The sequence below is a fragment of the Cohnella hashimotonis genome (assembly GCF_030014955.1).
GTDB lineage: Bacteria > Bacillota > Bacilli > Paenibacillales > Paenibacillaceae > Cohnella > Cohnella hashimotonis.
In genome coordinates this window covers 5862057-5881005 of the sequence record NZ_JAGRPV010000001.1, presented here as the reverse complement: position 1 = coordinate 5881005, position 18949 = coordinate 5862057, and the positions used below count along the sequence as shown (strand labels likewise).

At 59.2% G+C, this 18949-nt stretch carries 12 protein-coding genes; 11 read left to right on the top strand and 1 reads right to left on the bottom strand.

Annotation, left to right across the window (positions count from 1 at the left end; translation table 11 throughout):
• The first annotated feature begins 89 nt into the window (after window positions 1-89).
• Window positions 90-1118, top strand: a complete 1029-nt coding sequence (locus tag KB449_RS23710; protein WP_282910717.1) for a DUF4185 domain-containing protein — start codon at window positions 90-92, stop codon at window positions 1116-1118.
• A gap of 73 nt (window positions 1119-1191) precedes the next feature.
• Here the strand turns inward: KB449_RS23710 and KB449_RS23705 are convergent, their stop codons facing one another.
• The gene (locus KB449_RS23705) at window positions 1192-2286 is read right to left on the bottom strand and encodes a nitroreductase family protein (protein ID WP_282912895.1); all 1095 of its coding nucleotides are present in this window, start codon (window positions 2284-2286) and stop codon (window positions 1192-1194) included.
• 161 nt (window positions 2287-2447) lie between these two features.
• On the opposite strand from KB449_RS23705, the gene KB449_RS23700 reads away from it, so the two are divergent.
• From KB449_RS23700 to KB449_RS23655, 10 genes are all read left to right on the top strand, one after another.
• Window positions 2448-2954: a MarR family transcriptional regulator gene (locus KB449_RS23700; protein WP_282910716.1), complete on the top strand. Its 507-nt coding sequence runs from the start codon at window positions 2448-2450 to the stop codon at window positions 2952-2954.
• Window positions 2955-3031: 77 nt separating this feature from the next.
• Window positions 3032-3964: an AraC family transcriptional regulator gene (locus KB449_RS23695; RefSeq protein WP_282910715.1), complete on the top strand. Its 933-nt coding sequence runs from the start codon at window positions 3032-3034 to the stop codon at window positions 3962-3964.
• A gap of 184 nt (window positions 3965-4148) precedes the next feature.
• Complete coding sequence (locus tag KB449_RS23690; protein WP_282910714.1) at window positions 4149-5882, top strand: cache domain-containing sensor histidine kinase; 1734 nt, start codon at window positions 4149-4151, stop codon at window positions 5880-5882.
• Window positions 5879-7432, top strand: coding sequence for a response regulator transcription factor (locus KB449_RS23685; protein ID WP_282910713.1), 1554 nt, complete (start codon window positions 5879-5881; stop codon window positions 7430-7432). The genes KB449_RS23690 and KB449_RS23685 overlap by 4 nt, the downstream gene beginning before the upstream one ends.
• A gap of 101 nt (window positions 7433-7533) precedes the next feature.
• Window positions 7534-8931, top strand: a complete 1398-nt coding sequence (locus tag KB449_RS23680; RefSeq protein ID WP_282910712.1) for an ABC transporter substrate-binding protein — start codon at window positions 7534-7536, stop codon at window positions 8929-8931.
• Between the two features lie 98 nt (window positions 8932-9029).
• Window positions 9030-9908, top strand: a complete 879-nt coding sequence (locus KB449_RS23675) for a carbohydrate ABC transporter permease (RefSeq protein ID WP_282910711.1) — start codon at window positions 9030-9032, stop codon at window positions 9906-9908.
• Complete coding sequence (locus KB449_RS23670) at window positions 9908-10732, top strand: carbohydrate ABC transporter permease (protein ID WP_282910710.1); 825 nt, start codon at window positions 9908-9910, stop codon at window positions 10730-10732. Before KB449_RS23675 ends, KB449_RS23670 begins: the two co-directional genes overlap by 1 nt.
• A gap of 89 nt (window positions 10733-10821) precedes the next feature.
• The gene (locus KB449_RS23665) at window positions 10822-11907 is read left to right on the top strand and encodes a glycoside hydrolase family 99-like domain-containing protein (protein WP_282910709.1); all 1086 of its coding nucleotides are present in this window, start codon (window positions 10822-10824) and stop codon (window positions 11905-11907) included.
• A gap of 18 nt (window positions 11908-11925) precedes the next feature.
• Window positions 11926-14034, top strand: a complete 2109-nt coding sequence (locus KB449_RS23660; RefSeq protein ID WP_282910708.1) for an apiosidase-like domain-containing protein — start codon at window positions 11926-11928, stop codon at window positions 14032-14034.
• Window positions 14035-14066: 32 nt separating this feature from the next.
• The gene (locus tag KB449_RS23655; protein WP_282910707.1) at window positions 14067-18851 is read left to right on the top strand and encodes an S-layer homology domain-containing protein; all 4785 of its coding nucleotides are present in this window, start codon (window positions 14067-14069) and stop codon (window positions 18849-18851) included.
• Window positions 18852-18949: the final 98 nt, after the last annotated feature.

Here is an 18949-nt window from a genome sequence, read left to right as displayed (position 1 = left end):
TAGCTGGATACATAAAAAATATAACACATAGATGGGGTGCAAGAATGAGCGGCGATTTTCCAATCAGCGAAATGATTGAATGCGCGATCATGGACAGCCGAAGATATCACAAAGCCGACGGAGACATGTGGCCGATTACTTGGGCGGCGGACGGCCATTGTTACGGCGCGGCAGGGGACAATCTTGGAAGTCCAATGAACGTATGGCGGATTGAAGGCCATCCGGGCGAACCATTCTGGGGGCCGTATCCTCATCTGTTTCTCATCGACAACCTGCCGATCGACCCCAAGGAATATTGCCAGCGTCCCCATGTGCATCCGCATTGGGGAGTCAAGCCGGCGAGCTTGCTGAGCTTGAACGGTGTATTGTATTTCGCGGTGCAGCTGATGAATTTCGGAGATAATCCGTCTTTTAATCGCCAACATAATATTTCCAGTTGGATCATTACGAGCGATGATAACGGCAACACATGGAACCGGGAGGCGACTCGGCAGGATTTCTTTGACGGCCGATTGGCATCTCCGCATTTCATCCAATTCGGGCAGGATTACGAGGGGGCCAGGGACGAGTTCGTCTATGCGTATTTCCCTGCCGCGATGGACGGGAATAGCTATTGGTGCAACGGCGATTACCTGCTCCTGGGAAAAGTCCGCCGAGATCGCATCCTCGAGCGCGATGCGTGGACGTTCTATTCGGGCGATGAGCATGGCCAACCGGTCTGGCATTCGGATGCGGACCGCGCAGCTCCGGTATTTGAATATCCGCTGATGACGGGAGAAAATCATGTTTCGTTCAATAAAGGCTTAAATCGGTACATCATGGGCAACTTTTCATTCACGGACAAACAAGGTAACCCTCGTCCTTATCACCAACAGCCGGGAGATCCCGTTGACGACAGCCGGTTTCCGAGTCAGTTGACCTTGTTCGAGGCTCCGAATCCATGGGGGCCTTGGTCCCTGTTCCATCAGGACAACAACTGGGGAAGCTCAGGTGACTATCAGCCCATATTTCCGACGAAATGGATCAGCGAAGACGGCAAGGAAATGTGGATGGTGTCTTCCGGCAGCGAAGAGGATTACAATTTTACTTTTCAGAAAGTCCGGTTGAAGCTGCGCTGAGAGAGAAGTATGTGACTCAGGAGAAAATCGCAAATCTGTCGTGGTCTGGATATCCCGCAAGCTTCTCGTACGCTTAGCAATGCGTAATGTTAATCGGTACGGACGCCAGGGACGCTAGCGCCGAAGAGGAATGCAGCCCGTCGCCGCCAAGCGCCAGCACCGCTACGATCCGCTCCTGCGGCCGGACGCCGAAAGGCTTGCATTGCGCCGGATCGTAGATCCATTCCGGCATCGTGCGCCGTACGGGCCACGGCTCGGATGCGGCCAGCAATTGAAAGTTCTGGATCAGGCAGCATACCGCCGCGTAATCTTCCTTGCGCTTATGCGAGTCCGGCTCTTCCTTGGCTACGACCAGCAGAAACGCTGCGGAAGCATCCCCGTCCAAGGCGCGGAGTCGATCCGCCGCTTCGCCAACGGCCGCGAAGACAAAACGCCACGGCTCTCGCAGTCCGTCGTTGGGCGCCCAGACGGCATCGTTCAGCAGGGCCAGAACGCTTTGCGAAGATACCGTTCGAGAAGAAACCTTTCCCGAAGATGCCTTATGTGCAGGCCCAGATCCATTCTGCGAAGATACCTGAAGGTGGTCCACATACCCGCTCGCGTCGCCTTCGATAGCCGTCCACTTCTGCTCCGCGGGCGTTCTTTTGCGCGCTCGCGGCACCTTTTCATAAAATCCGATATTTAAGACCCCCGCAAATCTCTCGCCCGCCCGCAGACCGATCTCCCGTTCGAATGCCGCGCTGTTCAGCATCGGATCCGTATACCACAGCATGCCGAGTCCCTGCTCCCAGCCCAGCAGCTGAACGTTTTGCATGATACTGCATACCGCCGCGTAATTTTCGTCGCTCTGCCGCTGCGTACTTCCGGATTCCGCGATAAAGACTAGGTGCGCGGGCGTATCCGTAACTTGCTTTTTCATGAGGTCGAGCATTTTTCCCGGCAGCAGCTTGCCGAGCGTGCTTCCCTTGACCTTGGCGATCATGCTGTCGGCCAGCCTGTGACGCGCTTCCGGGGTGGAATAGCAAATACTGCGCCAATGAGAGGCGCCTTCGCCTTCGGCTTGGTACAAACTTGCAGCCTGATTCAGCAAGGAATCGATCATTTCACGTGCTACCGGCCTGGCGCTATATCTGCGGATGGATCTGCGTTCTCTTATCGTAATGGACATATTCACCGTAAATCCCTCCCCGTACACAATTTAATATTGTTTACAGGTAAACTATAATTCCGATGCATACATCTGTCAAATTTAATTTTTATCGCTTATACGATGTGATATATTTGTTTATACATAAACGATAATCACTGTATAGTAAGGGGCGCTACGGCATGACGAGCACATCCGACGGGCTTAAGCGATTGCTGCACAGCCGTCTGAATCACTATCTGCATGTATTCGAGCACACGGTGTCTACCGAGATCGAGGCGTTTGCCGACCTGGCGCGGGTGCAGGGCATTGCATCGATTCCAAGTCATATGACCAGCGTTCACGTCATCGACTGCATCGGGCGCAACGAGCCCATCAACAACACGTCCATCGCGGAGAAAATGAATCTGTCCAAGGCGAGCATTACGAAAATAAGCACCAAGCTGCTGAAAGAGGGCTTTATCAAGCGAAGTCAGTTGAACGACAACAAAAAGGAAGTGTACTTTAGCCTGTCGCCCAAAGGCAGGCAGATCTTCGAGGTGCACGCTATGATGCACGAGAAAATAGAAGCTTCCTTTATCCGGGCGTTAGATGCCTTTACGGAACCCGAGCTCGCGGCATCGCTGAAGTTTATCCAGACGCTGATCGATGAGACCGATAAGATGGTGAAAGGTGAGGTAACGCTGTAAGGCTGTAGAATGCCAGCTTGACTGGAATCGGGCATCCGGGGAAGATAGAGGCAGGAACGCAAAGGGGTGACTCGGCCATGACCGTTTCCGCACGCATGGAAGTCAATTTTTTGCAATTGGCGCCCTATGTCCGTTATATCCACGAATACGACGGGCCGGGAGATATCAAGGTGCCGCCTCGTTTTATCTACGATCACGAGCTGGTTTTCTTCACGCATGGAGGCGGCGTTTACATTCTTGACGGCATTTCCTATACGGTCAGCGCAGGCGACTTGCACGTCATTCGGCCGCACCAGCGCAATTCCTGCATGATTCCTCCCGGGCACGCGCGTTATTTTGCGGTTCACTTCGATTACCTTTACATGGGCGACACGCTCGATTTTCCGCCGGAAGTTTACTCGGACTGCGACTATACGCAGGATGTCCTCCCCGTTGAAGAAGGCTTGGACGAGCGTCCGCTCGTCGAACCGGGCGAAGTGGCGTTTCCGTCCTTGATCCGGACAGGCGACCCGCTTCACTACGAACGGCTGTTCACCGAACTGCTGCATGCGTTCACCGAGCGGACGCCCGGCTTCCAGCTGGAGATGCGCGCGATTTTGCTGAAAATATTGCGTCTCATGTACCTGGATACCGCTTATGCGGAAGAGAACGCCAACAAGCAGCAGGGGCGGGAAGAAATCGACGCGGTCGTTCTCTATTTGCGCGATCACTATCGCGAGAGCATCGACTTTGCGCGGCTGGCGGCCGACCTGGCGCTGTCTCCGAACTACTTGCGCACGATGTTCAAGAAAGCGACGGGAAAATCGCCGATGGAATACGTCATCCAATGCCGTATGGAGAAAGCTAAAGAGCTCATTCTGGAAGGGAAGCATCCGATTAAGCGCATCAGCGAGATGGTCGGGTACGACGACGCGCATTATTTTAGCCGGCTGTTCAAGCGTCACGAAAAAAGGTCGCCGAAGCAGTACGCGGACGAGATGCTGCATCGCGTAAAATCGTCCACCTTTTGAGGTATCCCCTCTAAATACAATCCCGCTCCCCGCGCCTATAATGAAGGGAAATCAATGAAACGCATCCGGAAGCGGGCAAGACAAAGGTTAGAAGAGGAGGATGTTGTTTGAAAAGAACGCCATTCGAAAACAAGGCCATGATCGTTACGGCTAAAGTTAAATATAAAGCCAAGGAGGGGCCGGCATGCTAGCCGGCCTCGTTCGCACGATCCGCTCCCGCCTGCTGTACAAAATGCTCATCAGCTACTCGATTCTGACGCTCGTCCCGCTCGTCGTCGTCAGCGCAGCCTTCTATGTCCGCTCCGATCAGCTGCTCGAGAAGAAGGAGACGGAGACGGTCCAGCAGGACCTGAACGCCACCGCGAGCAAGATCGACGCCCGGCTGCATGAGGTGCGCAAGCTGCTGTCGGAGCTCGGGCGGCAGGAAGCGATCCGTTCGCTGCTGCTGATGGACGCCCGCGAGGGAACGAATTCGGATGGCGAGGACCATCGGCGGCAGGAAGCGGCCGCGGCCGAGCTGATGCAGTCGGAGCTGGAGCAGGCCCGCAACAATGTCGGCGATTTCGTCGACAATCTTTATTTGATCAACAAAGCCGGCGACATTTACGCTACGGATTCCGGTAAGCGCTTGCAATACGTATCGGCTTTCCGGCTGCTGCCCTTCGAGTTCCCGAACGTGCCGCAATGGGCGTTTTTCACGGACTACCGGCGGATGGCATGCGACCTGAAGCTGTATGCAGGCGGTGCCGCGATGACTTCGGAAACGGAGATCGGCATGCTCGTCCTGACCCTCGATCCGGCCAAGGCTTCCCAGTTGTACGAGAACTACGAGCCGGGGACGTTTTATATCGCGAACGCGGACAACTTGATCGTATCCTCCTCCGACCTGTCCGATATCGGAAGTTTGCTGGGTTCCGGCAGCCTGGAGAACAGGCTCGTCGTCCGGCAGAAATCGCAAACGTCCGATTTTCAGTACGTCCGCATCGCGACGGCGGGGGCGAACGCGCTGGTCAAAAAGCAAACCCTGTTCGCGCTCGCCGTGACGCTGGCGGCCTGGGCGGCCGTGTTTATTACGACCTATCAAATTCTGAAGCGGATCACCCATCCGATCCGGCGGCTGTACCGGCTGATGCGCCAGGCGGAGCTTGCGGAATACCGCCTCTTCCCGAACATCCGCGGACAGGACGAGATCGCCATGCTCTGCCGCGGCTACAATCAATTGGTCACCCGGACGGAGCAGCTGATCGAGACGAACTACAAGAACGAGCTGCGGGTGCGCGAAGCGGAGCTGAAGGCGATCCGCATGTATATCAACCCGCATTTCCTGTACAACATCCTGGAATATATCAGCGTCATCTCGCAATCGCCGGATAAAGCGAAGTACGTACCGGATGTCGTGCGGAAGCTGTCGGGCATTTTCCGTTACTCGATTACGCCCGGCGGCACCTTCGTGCCGCTTGCTACGGAACTGCAATACGTGGAGAGCTTTCTGCAGATCCATCAATACCGCTTCGGGGAGCGGCTGCAGTATTCCATCGTCCTGCCTGCGATGTTCCGCCAGGCGGCCGTCCCTCGGTTCATGCTGCAGCCGCTCGTGGAGAATAGCATCCTGCACGGCATCGACCGCTTGCCCGAAGGCGGCAAGATCGAGATCGAGGTGCAGGAGGCGGACTACCATCTGGAGATCGTCATTCGCAACCCTTCGTCCGAGGAAGAAGCAGCGCCGGACGGCGATTCTCCGCGAGCCAGCGAGAAGCGCGCTAGGCGCGGGCTCGGCTCCGGCATGGACAATGTGAACGACCGCATCCGGCATCATTTCGGCAGCGATTACGGCGTCAAGCTGACTCGCGACGGGGGCTTCGTAACCGTGCGGGCGACGATACCGATCCAAATATGGCAGGAGGAATCGACGGGATGAAAATGCTGGTCGTGGACGATGAACGGGAAATTCGAGACTATATCGCAGGTATGCCGGAATGGGCGGACATCCGCTGCAGCGTTGCGGCGGTCGCCGCGAACGGAGCCGAAGCGCTGGCCCTTGCGCGCGACATCAGGCCGGATATTCTGCTGACGGACATCCGCATGCCGGTGATGGACGGCATCGCGCTTGCAGAGGCCATTCGCAAGGAGCAGCCCGAGCTGCCGATCGTTTTTCTGTCCGCCTACAACGAATTTGAGTATGCCAGGCAAGCGATTCGACTCGGCGCCGTAGATTTCATCACGAAGCCTTTCGTCGCGGCGGATCTGGTATGGGCCGTAAAGCAAGTGCAGCAGCAGCTCATGACGGAATGGAAGCATCAGGAAGCATTCTTCGTCTTGTTCGGCGGGCCGGCGGATCGCGACGAAGAAAAGCTGGCGTGGCTGCGAGACCGCAATCAGCCGGACGAGCCGTTTATCCTGCTCTATGGCGAGCTGGATACGGTCGCGGGAGCGGCCGGCGAGCGGAGTCCGTTCCGCGAGCGCGCCGTGCTGGCGGCGGTGATGCCGGCGTTGGAGCGAAGTCCCGTTCCTTATTGGACGCAGGGAACGAATGCCGGCCTTTATGTATTGCTGCGCGGGAGCGGGATCGATCCCGCCAGCCTGCAAGAAGAGGCGCTGGCGCTCGCCAAGCAAATGGTGGAGCTGGGCGGCGCCGCAAGCGAGCTCTCCCTATCGGTCGGGATCGGACGGGCCGAGCCATCGCTGCTTCGCTTGCCGGATGCGCTCCGGCAGATCGCGGAATGCATGGAATACCGGATGCTGATCGGGAAGCGGTCCGTCATCGCTTACGATGCGATCCGATCGATAAGAAGCGAGAAGGACCGGCAGCTGCTGTTGTCCACCAACCGGCTGGAGGAGCTGCTGCGCATCGGGGATCGCGACGGCATCGCGGACGCGCTGCGCGAGGCCTACAGGACGATGCTGACCGTGGGCGCCGGCAAGCCGGACATTCAGCATTTTTGCATCAACCTGGTCGAGAAGGCGGAATACGTGATGGAGGAATTCGGTCTCTCGATCGATCCGAAGGACAAGCTGCGGATCCGGGAGAAGCTGCTGTCCAGCGTCATCCTGACAGATATGATGCGGGATATCGAGCAGCTGCTGCAGGGCTGCGCCGCCCGGATCGGCACGCTGGTCGAACAGGCGCCCAAGCGGCTCGTCGCCGAGACGAAGGCGATCATCGGACAAGCGTACGAGGACGAGCTGACGCTGCGGATGGTCGCCGAACGGCTGAGCGTCAATTATTCCTATTTGAGCCGCGTGATCAAGAAGGAGACCGGCAAAAACTTTTCCGATCTGCTGTGGTTAACCCGCATCGAGGCGGCGAAGGCCAGGCTGCTGAGCGAAGACTTGAAGGCATACGAGGTGGCCTATGCGGTCGGGTTCAAAAACTACGCGCACTTCAGCCTGCTGTTCAAGAAGGTCGTCGGGATGTCTCCGAGCGCCTACAAGCTCCATGCATCTGCGCAGCGCGACGGAGGGAAGTAAAACACAGCAATGATAAACCAGAATGCAAGTATCCGTGCGAGAAAGTGAAGCGATTACAATGAAGCTAGAAAGTTATCCTGTTACAGAGAGAAGGCTCGCACATGAAAAAGAGGGTTACATCGCTGCTGGCGTCGACGCTGCTGATTACGTCGGTGCTGGCGGGCTGCAGCGGTTCGGGAGGAAACAACAACGAAGGGCAGGCCAGTCCGAGCAGCTCCGCGACCGCAAGCGCGACGAGCGGAGGCGACACCAATACGGGGACGGCAAGCGGGGGGGCCGCTTCCAACGATAAGACGTTCACGATTCGCGCCGGCGCCTGGTTCCTGGACGAGCGCGCGCATCAGGTGGCGTTCCGCAAGGCGGTCGAGGAAGGCTACAAGAAGCTGTATCCGAACGCCACGATCCAGTGGGACGTGACGCTTGGCGCGACTTACTTCGACAAGCTGAAGGCGCAGTTCGCTTCCGACACGGCGCCGGACGTGACGTTCTACCAGACGCTGGACTACGCCAAAGCCGGCAATCTCATGGACTTGTCCGGCGAGCCTTGGGTGTCGCGCATGAGCGACGCCGCGAAGAAGGACCCGTCCCTGGTGTATGAAGGCAAGCTGTACGGCGCGCCGGGCTCCGGCAGCATCGGCGGCGGCGTTTGGTACAACAAGGATCTGTTCGACAAGATGGGCATCGAGCCGCCCAAGACGACAGATGAATTCCTCGCCGCCAGCGAGAAGATCAAGGCCGCCGGCAAGACGCCGATCGCGCTCGGCTTCAAGGACTTGTGGACCGCCAACATGTTCCTCATGGCTTGGCTGCAGTCCTACACGTTCCCAAGCGACGCGGACTACGGCAAGAAGCTGTACGACGGCACGGTCAAGTTCGACGACGCCGTTATCCAGAAGGTATATCAGCAGGTGGAAACGATGAAGAGCAAGGGCTACTTCAACAAAAACGCCCTGAGCATCGACTGGCCGCAATCGGCGCAGCTGTTCGCTTCCGGAGAAGCCGCGATGATCGTGCAAGGGCCCTGGATGCCGGCGTCGAACGTCGAGAACATCGAGAAGGGCGGCTTTGAGAAGTTCCAGATCGGCTTCTTCCCGTTCATGGACGATGCGGGCAAGAGCAGCATCGTGTTCAACTCCGGCACGGGCCTTGGCATCAACGCGAAGACGAAGCTGGTCCAGGAGTCCAAGGACCTCGTCTCGCTGATGGTAAGCCCTGAGATTATGGGGCCGTGGCTGGAAGGCGAAGGCGGCCTGCCGATGTTCACCGACGTCAACGTCCAATTCGCCGATCCGGTCATGGACACGGTGAAGCAATATTTGGACGGCGGCCTCACGCTTCCGTACGGGCTGAGCTCCTTTATGCCGGCGAGCAGCGCCAACGCGATGGTCGACGTGCTGACGAACGTCGTCTCCGGGGTCAAGTTCAATCCGGCCGACCTGCAGGCGGCGCAGGATGCGATGAATAAAGACAAGGCGACCGTCGTGCTGCCCGCGTCCTGATCGGGTAACCGGCAGCGGACGCAAGCCGGCCCGCGTTCAACCGCAGCCCCTTCGCGTGCGGTTGAACGCCTCATTCCAACGGAGAGGAAACAGCGGCGATGAATTTGAAACGAAAGCAATATGCGGCGGCGGTCCTCTTTCTCATCCCTGCGGCCGCTATTTTTATTCTCTTTTTCTATGTTCCGTTTCTCCAGAGCATCTATTATTCGTTCACGGATTGGACCGGGGTGGGACGACCGAAGTTTACGGGATGGACCAATTACGCTTACCTGTGGAAAGACCCGCACATGACGGACGGACTGCTGAATTCGCTCAAGATGGCGGCGTTCGGGCTTGTCGTGCAAAATCCGCTGGCCTTGCTGGCGGCGGTGCTGCTTAACCGGCAGTTCCGTACCGGGTCGTTCATCCGGACGTCGTTCTATCTTCCGGTCGTCGTCAGCCTGGTCGTCGCTTCCGTCGTCTGGGGGCAGATGCTGCAGTACGACGGATTGATCAACGCCGTGCTGGGCCGCTTTGGACTGGAATCGGTCACGGAGGATTGGCTCGGCAACGTGCGAACGTCGTTTCCGGCCATCATTCTGCTGACGCAATGGCAGGCGATCGGCTATTGCGCGATCATTTATCTGGCCGGCCTGCAGGCGATTCCCCAGGACATGTACGAAGCGGCCGAGATCGAAGGGGCGAGAGGCTTTTCGCTATTTCGCCGCATCACGCTCCCGATGCTCATGCCCGCCGTGACGATCGTGCTGTTTCTGACGGTCGTAGGCGCGCTCAAGATGTTCGATCTCCCGTACATTCTGACGAACGGCGGTCCCGGCACGTCTTCGTACACGCTGTTTTTGGCCGTCTACAACGCCGCCTTCAAGGACAATAACTACGGGTACGCCACCGCGGGAGGCATCGTGCTGGCCATCTTCATCGTGATCGTCTCGATCGCGCAGCTGTCGGCCACCAGACGCAAGGAGGTCGAGCTCTGATGAACGGATCCAAACGGGCGTCCCTAACGCTTGAAATCGTGCTCATCCTGGCCGCGCTTCTGTTTCTCCTCCCGGTGCTGTATCTCGTCGTGATGACGTTCAAGGAGCCGCGCCTCTTTTACAAACCGCTCGCAATGCCGGACCGGCTTTATCTGGACTACTACAAGCTTGCGCTGGGCACGTCGTTTTTCCGGAGCATGTTCAACTCGCTCCTCGTCACGGTCGGCGGGCTGGCGCTTACGATTCTGGTCGCGTCGATGGCCGGGTTCGTGCTGGCGCGCAGGAGGGAAAAGCTGTTTCTCTTCTTTTTCTACCTGTTCATGTCGGGGATGGTCATTCCGACGGTGGGCTCGCTGATCCCGCTGTTTAAGCTGGCGAGCTTGCTCCATCTGATCAACACGCGCACGCTGCTCATTCTGCTGTATACGGCGGGCTTCATTCCTTTCGCTTCCTTTCTTTACTCGGCGTTCACGAAGTCGATTCCCCGAGAGCTGGAGGAGGCGGGAAGCATCGACGGCTGCGGGTCGCTGCGGATGTTCTGGGTCATCATTTTTCCGCTGCTGCTGCCGGCCACCGGCACGTTTATTCTCACGAACGTTTACGGCATCTGGAACGACTTCCTGACCCCGCTCATCTTCCTCAACTCGCCGGACAAGATGACGTTGATGCCGACGATCGTCCAGTTCATGTTCAACAAGCAATCGACCAATTACGGCCCGGTATTCGCGATCAGCGTGCTGGCGATGCTGCCGCTTCTGCTGTTGTTCGTGTTGACGCAGAAGCGCATGCTCCGCGGGCTGGTCATGGGTTCCGTTAAGGGCTAAAAGGCTAGTAGGCCTGATAGGCTGGTAGGCTAGTAGGCTAAACGCAACGCTGAAAGGCTAGGCCGTGCAAAAGACAGGAGGGAGCTTGAATGGGCAGCGGCTACGAGGTGGCGGTTTACTACTTTCCGCAGTGGCATGCGGATCCGAAGAACGAAGCGAGCAAAGGGAAGGGATGGACGGAATGGCCGTCGCTGCGAAGCGCCAAGCCTCGGTTTCCCGGGCACGAGCAGCCGAAGCGACCGCTCTGGGGCGAGATCGACGAAGCGGACCCGCGCGTGTCCGAAATGCAGATTCGGGAGGCGGCCGACCACGGCATTACCTGCTTTCTGTACGATTGGTACTGGGACATGGGCGGGGGAGAGGGGCCGTTTCTGCAGCGCGCGCTGGAGGGTGGATTCCTGCAGGCCGGCAACCGCGATCGGCTGAAGTTCGCGCTTATGTGGGCGAATCACAACGAAGTGTCCCGGGCGCGGTTCGACGTAATGACCGACTACATCGTGGGGCATTATCTCGGTTACGACAACTACTTGACGATCGACGGGAAGCTGTACTTCTCGATTTACGAGTGCATGACGCTCATCCGCGGGCTGGGCGGCATGGAGGCAACGGCGGAAGCGCTGGCCGATTTTCGCCGCAAAGTCAGGGAAGCCGGCTATGCGGATCTGCATCTCAATTTCGTCGAGTGGGGATTAAATCCGCGGCATGCCGACATCATCGGCCCCGACGCGAACGCGCTGCTCGCCAAGCTTGGCGCGGACAGCGTAACGTCTTACGTATGGCTGCATCATGCGGAGCCCGAGTCGTTCCCCGGCGTCGACTATGCCGAGTGGTCCGAGCAGGCGACGGGGATGTGGGACGACTTGCAGGCGCGATTCGCCTCCGTGCCCTACTATCCGAACGTGACGATGGGATGGGACCCGAGCCCGCGCTGCGATCCGGACCTGCCGTACGTCAGAGGGGATTATCCGTATACGCCGGTCGCCACGGACAATACGCCGGCCGCTTTTGAAGCGGCGCTGCGAGAAGCCAAAGCGTATCTGGACCGCACGCGGCTATCGCCCCCGATGCTGACCGTCTATGCATGGAACGAATGGACGGAAGGGGGGTATCTGGAACCGGACACCAAGCATGGCATGGGTTATCTGGAAGCGATCCGAAACGTATTTCATTCTTGACCGAGAGGGAGAGATCAGATGCGAAAAATCGTTTTCTTCTGTGTATTGTTCGGCTCAATGTTTGGATTGGCGGTGCTTGGGGGACTTCCCGGCGCCCGGACGGCGTATGCCGCCGACTATTCAGTTCAGCAGTGGCAGTCGGTCGAAATTACGCTGAACAGCTCCGTTACTTACGCGGATCCGTTCAACGGCGTGGACGTGACGGCGACCTTTACGGGACCGGGCGGAACGGTCATCACGCGTCCGGCGTTCTGGGACGGGGGCAATGTGTGGAAGGTCCGCTTCGCGCCCACCAAGACCGGTAGCTGGACGATGTCGACGGCCGCTACGGATACGGCGAACGCGGGCCTGCACGGCGTGACGAAGACCGTCGATGCCGTGAGCTATACGGGCAGCGAGGACATTTACAAGCACGGCTTTCTGAAAGTGAGCACGAATGGCCGTTACCTCACGTATGCGGACGGTACGCCGTTCTTCTACTTGGGGGATACGCACTGGATCTTGCCGCATGAGCGGTTCTCAACATCCAACGTGACAGGCGTCGCTTCGCAGTTCAAGTACACGGTCGACAAAAGGGTCGCTCAAGGCTTTACCGTCTACCAATCCGAGCCGATCTGGCAGCCGCACGGGGGCGGGACGCACGCAGGCGCCGACGAGGAAGCGGTCGCCAATCTGAGCGACGGCTTTACGAGCGCCGATCTTGCGGGCTTCGCGAACCTCGACCGGAAGTTCAAGTACATCGCGGATCAAGGCCTTGTCCATGCCAATGCGCAGGTGAGCTGGGCGAACGATCCCGCAAGCTACGGCGTCTACACGAACGCATACATGGCCAAAATCGCGCGCTACTGGGTCGCCCGCTACGGGGCTTATCCCGTCATCTGGACGATCGCGCAGGAAATCGACAAGAACATGTACGGCAATTACGATGCGACGACGATCCAGAAGTGGTATGCGGTCGGCCAAAGCATCTCGGACAATGACGCCTACAACCATCCGCTCTTGCCGCACATGGAAAACGTCAGCTCCACGGTCGCTTCGACCTCGTGGTGGGCGAGCAAAGCCTATCACGACGGCTGGGCCGTGCAGTGGCAGGGCGACATGACCGGGATGAGCATCGCCAAAAACTTCTGGAACAATGCCGCCGTCAAGCCCTCGGTGCTTTATGAGAGCGCTTACGATCAATTCTGGACCGACGGAAACGGCGCGCTGGGCGCGGCCTACAAGGCGTTCCAGTACGGTATATACGGTTATGGCTACGGAGCGGGAGGCGTGTGGAACGACGTCTACGCCAAGCCGGGAGAGCCGGACGATTTTGGCACCGCCTACGAGCTGCCGGCTCGATATTACTGGTGGTACGACGGCGCCAATCTGGCGACCGGGGATCGGCTCTCTTATTTCAAAGCGTTCTATACGAGCCTGGAATGGTGGAAGCTCACGCCCCGGTTCGACGATGGCGCATGGGGTTCTTTCGGCGACGGCGCGCGTTCGCTTCTCTCGTCGGACGGAAACAGCACATACGTGGTGTTTTTCTTTAACGGCACGACGGCGTCGGGAACGCTCAAGCAGATGGACAACAGCCGCCTGTATACGGCGCGTTGGTTCAACCCGCGCACCGGCGCGTACACGACGATCTCCGGTGGCGTGCATGCCTCGGGCGGGCTCTGGTCGATACCTGGCAAGCCGGACGCCTCCGATTGGGTGCTGCTGGTGCAGAAATCGACGACCGCGGCGCCGGCCAATCTGGCGCTGGGCAAGACGTATTCCAGCTCGTCGTCATGGGATGCGAGCCAGACGGCGCCCAAGGCGTTCGATCAGAATTACGTCACCGATTGGCAAGCGTGCAACGGCTGCTGGAGCGGACAGTGGCTGGCCGTCGACTTCGGGGCGAATATGACGTTTAACCAGGCCGTGCTGACCGAATACAACGGCCGGACGCAAGGATTCCGGATCGAATATTGGAACGGCTCGACCTGGCAGACGGCGTACACGGGAACGACGATCGGCGCGACCGGCATCCCGCGCGTGCTGACGTTTCCCGCCGTGACGGGAAGCAAGGCGCGGATCTACTTCACGTCGGGCAACGAGCACGCGCCGATCATCTACGAATTCGAGCTTTATAACCTATGAACGCGCTTAATGATGCGAAGGAGTGATATCGATTGTTTGCGAAAAGACGGTTGGCAGGCCTGACGGCCTTCCTGTTGATTCTCGGTCTGCTGCTGGAGGCGATCCCCGCGACGCTTCCCGCGGCTGCGGCCGGGGCCAAAGCTTACGAGACGGCGCCCGAGCCTTCCTACCTCGTGTCGAAGGGGGCGGCGGTCGCCGGCTATAACGGAATGACCTTTAACGACGGCGTTCCGGCCAATCTTACGGACGGCCTGCCGGACACGCTGGCAGGGGGTTACGGGCGCGTGGATCTGGTGATCGATCTGGAACGGAAGCAGCCGTTGAATTATGTCCGGATCTTGTTCAACCGGATGTGGAGCGGCGACAATACCGTGTACGTCTCGGACGATGGCGAGAGCTGGCAGACCGTCGTCTCGGGCAGCGAAGGGCAATACGATTATTTGAAGGATACGACCGCGACGGACGAGAATCAGCCCAATGAGCTCGGGGCGCTGCTGCCCGACGGGACGGAAGGCCGTTATGTCCGCGTGACGACCAAGGACTGGGCGAACCTGTACGAGGTCGAGGTGTATACTTCCCAGGAACCATTGGCCGAAAATAAGGATTACGCGGCCTCTGCGCCTGACGGATCGCGGCTGGTCTCGCAGGGGGCAAGCGTGACCGGCTACAACGGCATGAAGTTCAATGACGGCGAACCTGCCAGCTTGACCGACGGGAATCCCGGCACGATGGCGGGCGGGTACGGCACGGTCGATTTTTATGTCGACCTCGGCCGCAAGCTGACGCTCGATTACGTGAAGATCCTTTTTAACCGGATGTGGCAGGGCACGAACAAGCTCTACGTCTCCGACGATGCCGAACACTGGACGGCCGTGCTGAGCGGCGACGGCAGCGCGTACGACTATCTGAAGGATAAGACGGCGACGAACGGAGAGACGCAGCCGAACGAGCTGGGAGCGCTGCTGCCCGCGGGGACGGAAGGCAGGTACGTCCGCTTCACCGCACGCGATTGGGCCAATCTGTACGAGTTCCAGGTATACTCCTCCCAGCCGATTCCGATCGAACGCATTGCGGTGCAGGGGCCGGCGAAGCTTGAGGTCGTGAAGGGCTTGACGATGAAGCTGAACGCCGTCTATGAGCCCGCCACCGCCACTCGGCAAGAGGTTACCTGGCAGGTCGCGACCAAGGAAGGCTCCAGTGGCGACGCATCGATCGATCCGTCGACCGGACTGCTGACCGCGAGATCGCCCGGCATCGTCACCGTGACGGCAACGGCTGCGGACGGCTCGGGCATCGCCGGTTCGACGGATATCGCAATCGTGTCCGCAGGCGAGACCTGGCGGGAGCAGGAGCTCGCGCTGGTAAGCGCCAAGACGTACGACGATCCGTTCCTCGCCGTCGACGTAACCGCGACCTTCACGGGTCCGCATGGCGAGAAGCTGACCCGTCCGGCCTTCTGGGACGGCGGCCATACGTGGAAGGTCCGCTTCGCGCCGACGTCGGCCGGGCAATGGACGGTAACGACGGCTTCGAACGTATCCGACGATGCCGGCTTGAATAAGGGCGAACCGGTCTCTTTTGAAGTTATTCCGTACGCCGGACCGCTCGATATTTATCAACGGGGCTTCTTGAAGGCAGATGAAGGGAAACGATATTTCACCTACGGTGACGGCACGCCTTTCTTTTATCTGGGCGACACGCACTGGCTGATGCCGGACGAAAGGTTCGATTCCTCGAACGTCGACGGCGTCGATTCGCAGTTCAAGTACGCGGTCGACCATCGCGTCAGCCAGGGCTATACCGTGTACCAGTCGGAGCCGCTGTATTCGAACGGCATGGGCTTGAACGTGACCCGCGGCATCCAATCGGACAGCCTGGCCAAGCTCGCGGATATCGACCGCAAATTCCAATATATCGCGGATGCCGGACTGGTGCATGCCAACGCAGCGCTGACGTTCACCAGCGTACTCGGCGTGACGGACCCCGATGTGCTGAAGCGGCTGGGCCGCTACTGGCAAGCGAGGTACGGCGCATACCCGGTGCTCTGGACGGTTGCGCAGGAGATCGACCCGAAGTTCGGCGATCTCGATCCGCAATATTGGAAGCTAGTGGCGCAAGGCATCGCCGACAGCGACGACTACAAGCACCCGATGACCGCCCATATGGCGGCGGTTCCTTCGTTCGAGACGACCTGGGGTGACCTGCCGTTTCATTCCTGGTTCGCGGCCCAGGTGCTGACCTTGACGAAGGACTTCTATCAATCGTTCATGGCTTACCCGCAGGTCAAGCCGGTCATCACGTACGAGACGGGCTACGAGAATAATGTGACGACGGCCGACAGCCCGCGAAAAACGCCTTACATCGCGTTCCAGAACGGATCCTTCGGCTTCGGCTACGGGTCCCAGGGCGTGTGGGCCATCAACCATTCGCCGGACGATTGGTTTCACTACGGTTCGTACTACCGTTGGTTCGACGGGCTGAACGCGACTGCAGGCAGCCAGATGACGTATTTCAAACGGTTCTATTCGAGTCTCGAGTGGTGGAAGCTGACGCCGGTATTCGGCGATGCGAGCTATGCCGACTTCGCTGCGCGCGACAATACGTTCATGGCCGTAGACGGCAGCCGGACGTTCGTCGTTTATTTCGCCGACAGCGACAAGAAGACGGGGACGCTGAAAAAAATGGCCGACACGGCGTACAAAGCGCAGTGGTACGACACGAGAACCGGAGCGTATACATTGATCTCCGATCGCGTCGTTCCGGTCAACGGAGAATGGACCGTTCCCGAGAAGCCGGACGGGGAGGACTGGGTGCTGCTCGTCACCTCCGCAGAGTCCGCGCTCGCGCCTAAGCTGGATGTCATGAGCGCAGACAATGCCACGACCGTTTTCGTACGGCAGGGCACGCTGCAAATGTCGGCTGCGATCGCCGGCAGCGACAGGACCGGCAGCGTGAACTGGACGGTCGTGAATACGGACGGCACGCCGACTTCATTGGCGACCGTTAACGAAGCCGGCTTGCTGACGGCGGCCGGGGCGGGCAATGGAATCGTCCGGGTGGTGGCTGCCATGAAAGACGGCAGCGGCATGTCGGGCGCCAAGACGGTCATCATCGCCCGGCAGGACAAAAGCGAACCGCCGGCCAAGGCAGGGAAGATTACGATCAAGGATGGCGGCAAACGTCAACTGCTCGCTTACTTCGAGCCAAACGATACGCTCGATCAGCGTGCGGCATGGGCCGTCTACGAGGCGGATGGCGTCACGCCGACCGACAAGGCGCAGATTACGCCCGATACGGGCATCATCTATCTGCTCAAAGAGGGAACCGTCAAGGTGGTTGCCACCGCCAGGGACGGATCGGGCGTCAGCGGCACCTACGAGTATACGATCAAGTTCGACGACAAGATCGTCAATCCGCTGTTCGAGGGCGCGACGGTCACCGCGTCAACGACGGACTATCTGAACGACTATCGTCCGGTCAAGGCGATCACGAGCCAATACGGGGACTGGAAAGGGTGGACGTCCGACACGAACGTCAAGGCATCCTACGACAACCCGCAATGGCTGCAGGTGGCGTTCAAGGCGCCGACGACATTCAATCATTTGGAGGTGTATTCCACCCAAGGCTATCAGATCAAGGACTTCGACGTGCAATATTGGGACGGAACGAAGTGGGTGGCGCTCTATTCGGTCAAGGGCAACACGTCCAATGCGGTCAAAGCGCTCATCCCGGAAGTCACGACGGACAAAGTCCGGATCGTCGGCTACAAGGGCGATGGGCTAGGGATTATCCGGGTCAGCGCGATCGAAGTGTATCAGGACGCGCAGTCGCATGACGCGCGGTTGAAGACGCTCGCCTATGGCGAGGCCGGTGCTTCGGTGCCGGGCTTCGAAGCGGAGAAGACCGGATACGACGTCGTGCTGCCTTCGGGCACGGCGGCTGCGCCGGTCGTCACGGCGGCGCCGATGCATGAGAAGGCAACAGTAAAGATTGTGCAGCCCGAGTCCGCGACGGGAAAAGCCGTCGTTGAAGTGACCGCGGAGGACGGCGAGACGAAGTCGACCTATGAGGTGAGATTCTCCGTTGCGCCGGAAAGCGGGGGGCCGTCGCCAGGGACCGGTACTGGAACCGGCAATGGTAACGGCAACGGCAACGGCAACGGTAACGGCAACGGCAACGGCAACGGCACAAATCCGGGTGAAGGGCCGGGCACGGATCCGGGGACGCAGCCCGGCGGTCCGGGCAGCGGAGCCTTGCCGGCCGACGTTCCGGCAGCGCACTGGGCGGCGGACAGCATTCGCGAAGCGGTCCGGCTCGGCATCGTCAACGGGTACCAGGACGGAACGTTCCAGCCGAATCGCAAGGTGAGCCGGGCGGAGTTCGCCGTCATGCTGGGGCGGGCGTTGAAGCCTGAGCGTGAAGAAGCAGGCTCAAGCGCAAATGCAGGGACGGCGGCGTTCGCCGATGCGGCCAGCATTGCCCCATGGGCGCTACCGTACGTGACCCAAGCGGTTGAACAGGGCTGGTTCTCCGGCTATGCCGACGGCACCTTCCGTCCGGGCGCGGCGATGACCCGGGTGGAGATGGCGGTGCTGATCGCTCGGGCGGCGGGCTTGCAGACGGACGAGGAATCGGGACTATCCGCGATTTCCTTCGCCGATGCGGACCGCATTCCGAAGTGGGCGGTACCTTACGTAGCCGCCGCCGCGAAGGCCGGACTGATCAAAGGCATTGGCGGCAACCGCTTCGATCCGGCCGGCATCGTAACGCGCGCCCAAGCCGTAACAATCGTTATGGCCGTGCTGAACCGGTCGTAGTTTTCACCAACTGAATTGCAACAGGGGCTGTCTTCGAGTCGAATCCACGACTTGGAGGCAGCTTCTTGCTTTATGCTGCGCGATGCGTCGGCCAAGTA

What these genes read in the sequence shown, in the direction of transcription:
- KB449_RS23710 (WP_282910717.1), top strand. Translation starts at nt 90, where the DNA reads ATGGACAGCCGAAGATATCACAAAGCCGACGGAGACATGTGGCCGATT.
- KB449_RS23705 (WP_282912895.1), bottom strand. Translation starts at nt 2,286, where the DNA reads ATGTCCATTACGATAAGAGAACGCAGATCCATCCGCAGATATAGCGCC.
- KB449_RS23700 (WP_282910716.1), top strand. Translation starts at nt 2,448, where the DNA reads ATGACGAGCACATCCGACGGGCTTAAGCGATTGCTGCACAGCCGTCTG.
- KB449_RS23695 (WP_282910715.1), top strand. Translation starts at nt 3,032, where the DNA reads ATGACCGTTTCCGCACGCATGGAAGTCAATTTTTTGCAATTGGCGCCC.
- KB449_RS23690 (WP_282910714.1), top strand. Translation starts at nt 4,149, where the DNA reads ATGCTAGCCGGCCTCGTTCGCACGATCCGCTCCCGCCTGCTGTACAAA.
- KB449_RS23685 (WP_282910713.1), top strand. Translation starts at nt 5,879, where the DNA reads ATGAAAATGCTGGTCGTGGACGATGAACGGGAAATTCGAGACTATATC.
- KB449_RS23680 (WP_282910712.1), top strand. Translation starts at nt 7,534, where the DNA reads ATGAAAAAGAGGGTTACATCGCTGCTGGCGTCGACGCTGCTGATTACG.
- KB449_RS23675 (WP_282910711.1), top strand. Translation starts at nt 9,030, where the DNA reads ATGAATTTGAAACGAAAGCAATATGCGGCGGCGGTCCTCTTTCTCATC.
- KB449_RS23670 (WP_282910710.1), top strand. Translation starts at nt 9,908, where the DNA reads ATGAACGGATCCAAACGGGCGTCCCTAACGCTTGAAATCGTGCTCATC.
- KB449_RS23665 (WP_282910709.1), top strand. Translation starts at nt 10,822, where the DNA reads ATGGGCAGCGGCTACGAGGTGGCGGTTTACTACTTTCCGCAGTGGCAT.
- KB449_RS23660 (WP_282910708.1), top strand. Translation starts at nt 11,926, where the DNA reads ATGCGAAAAATCGTTTTCTTCTGTGTATTGTTCGGCTCAATGTTTGGA.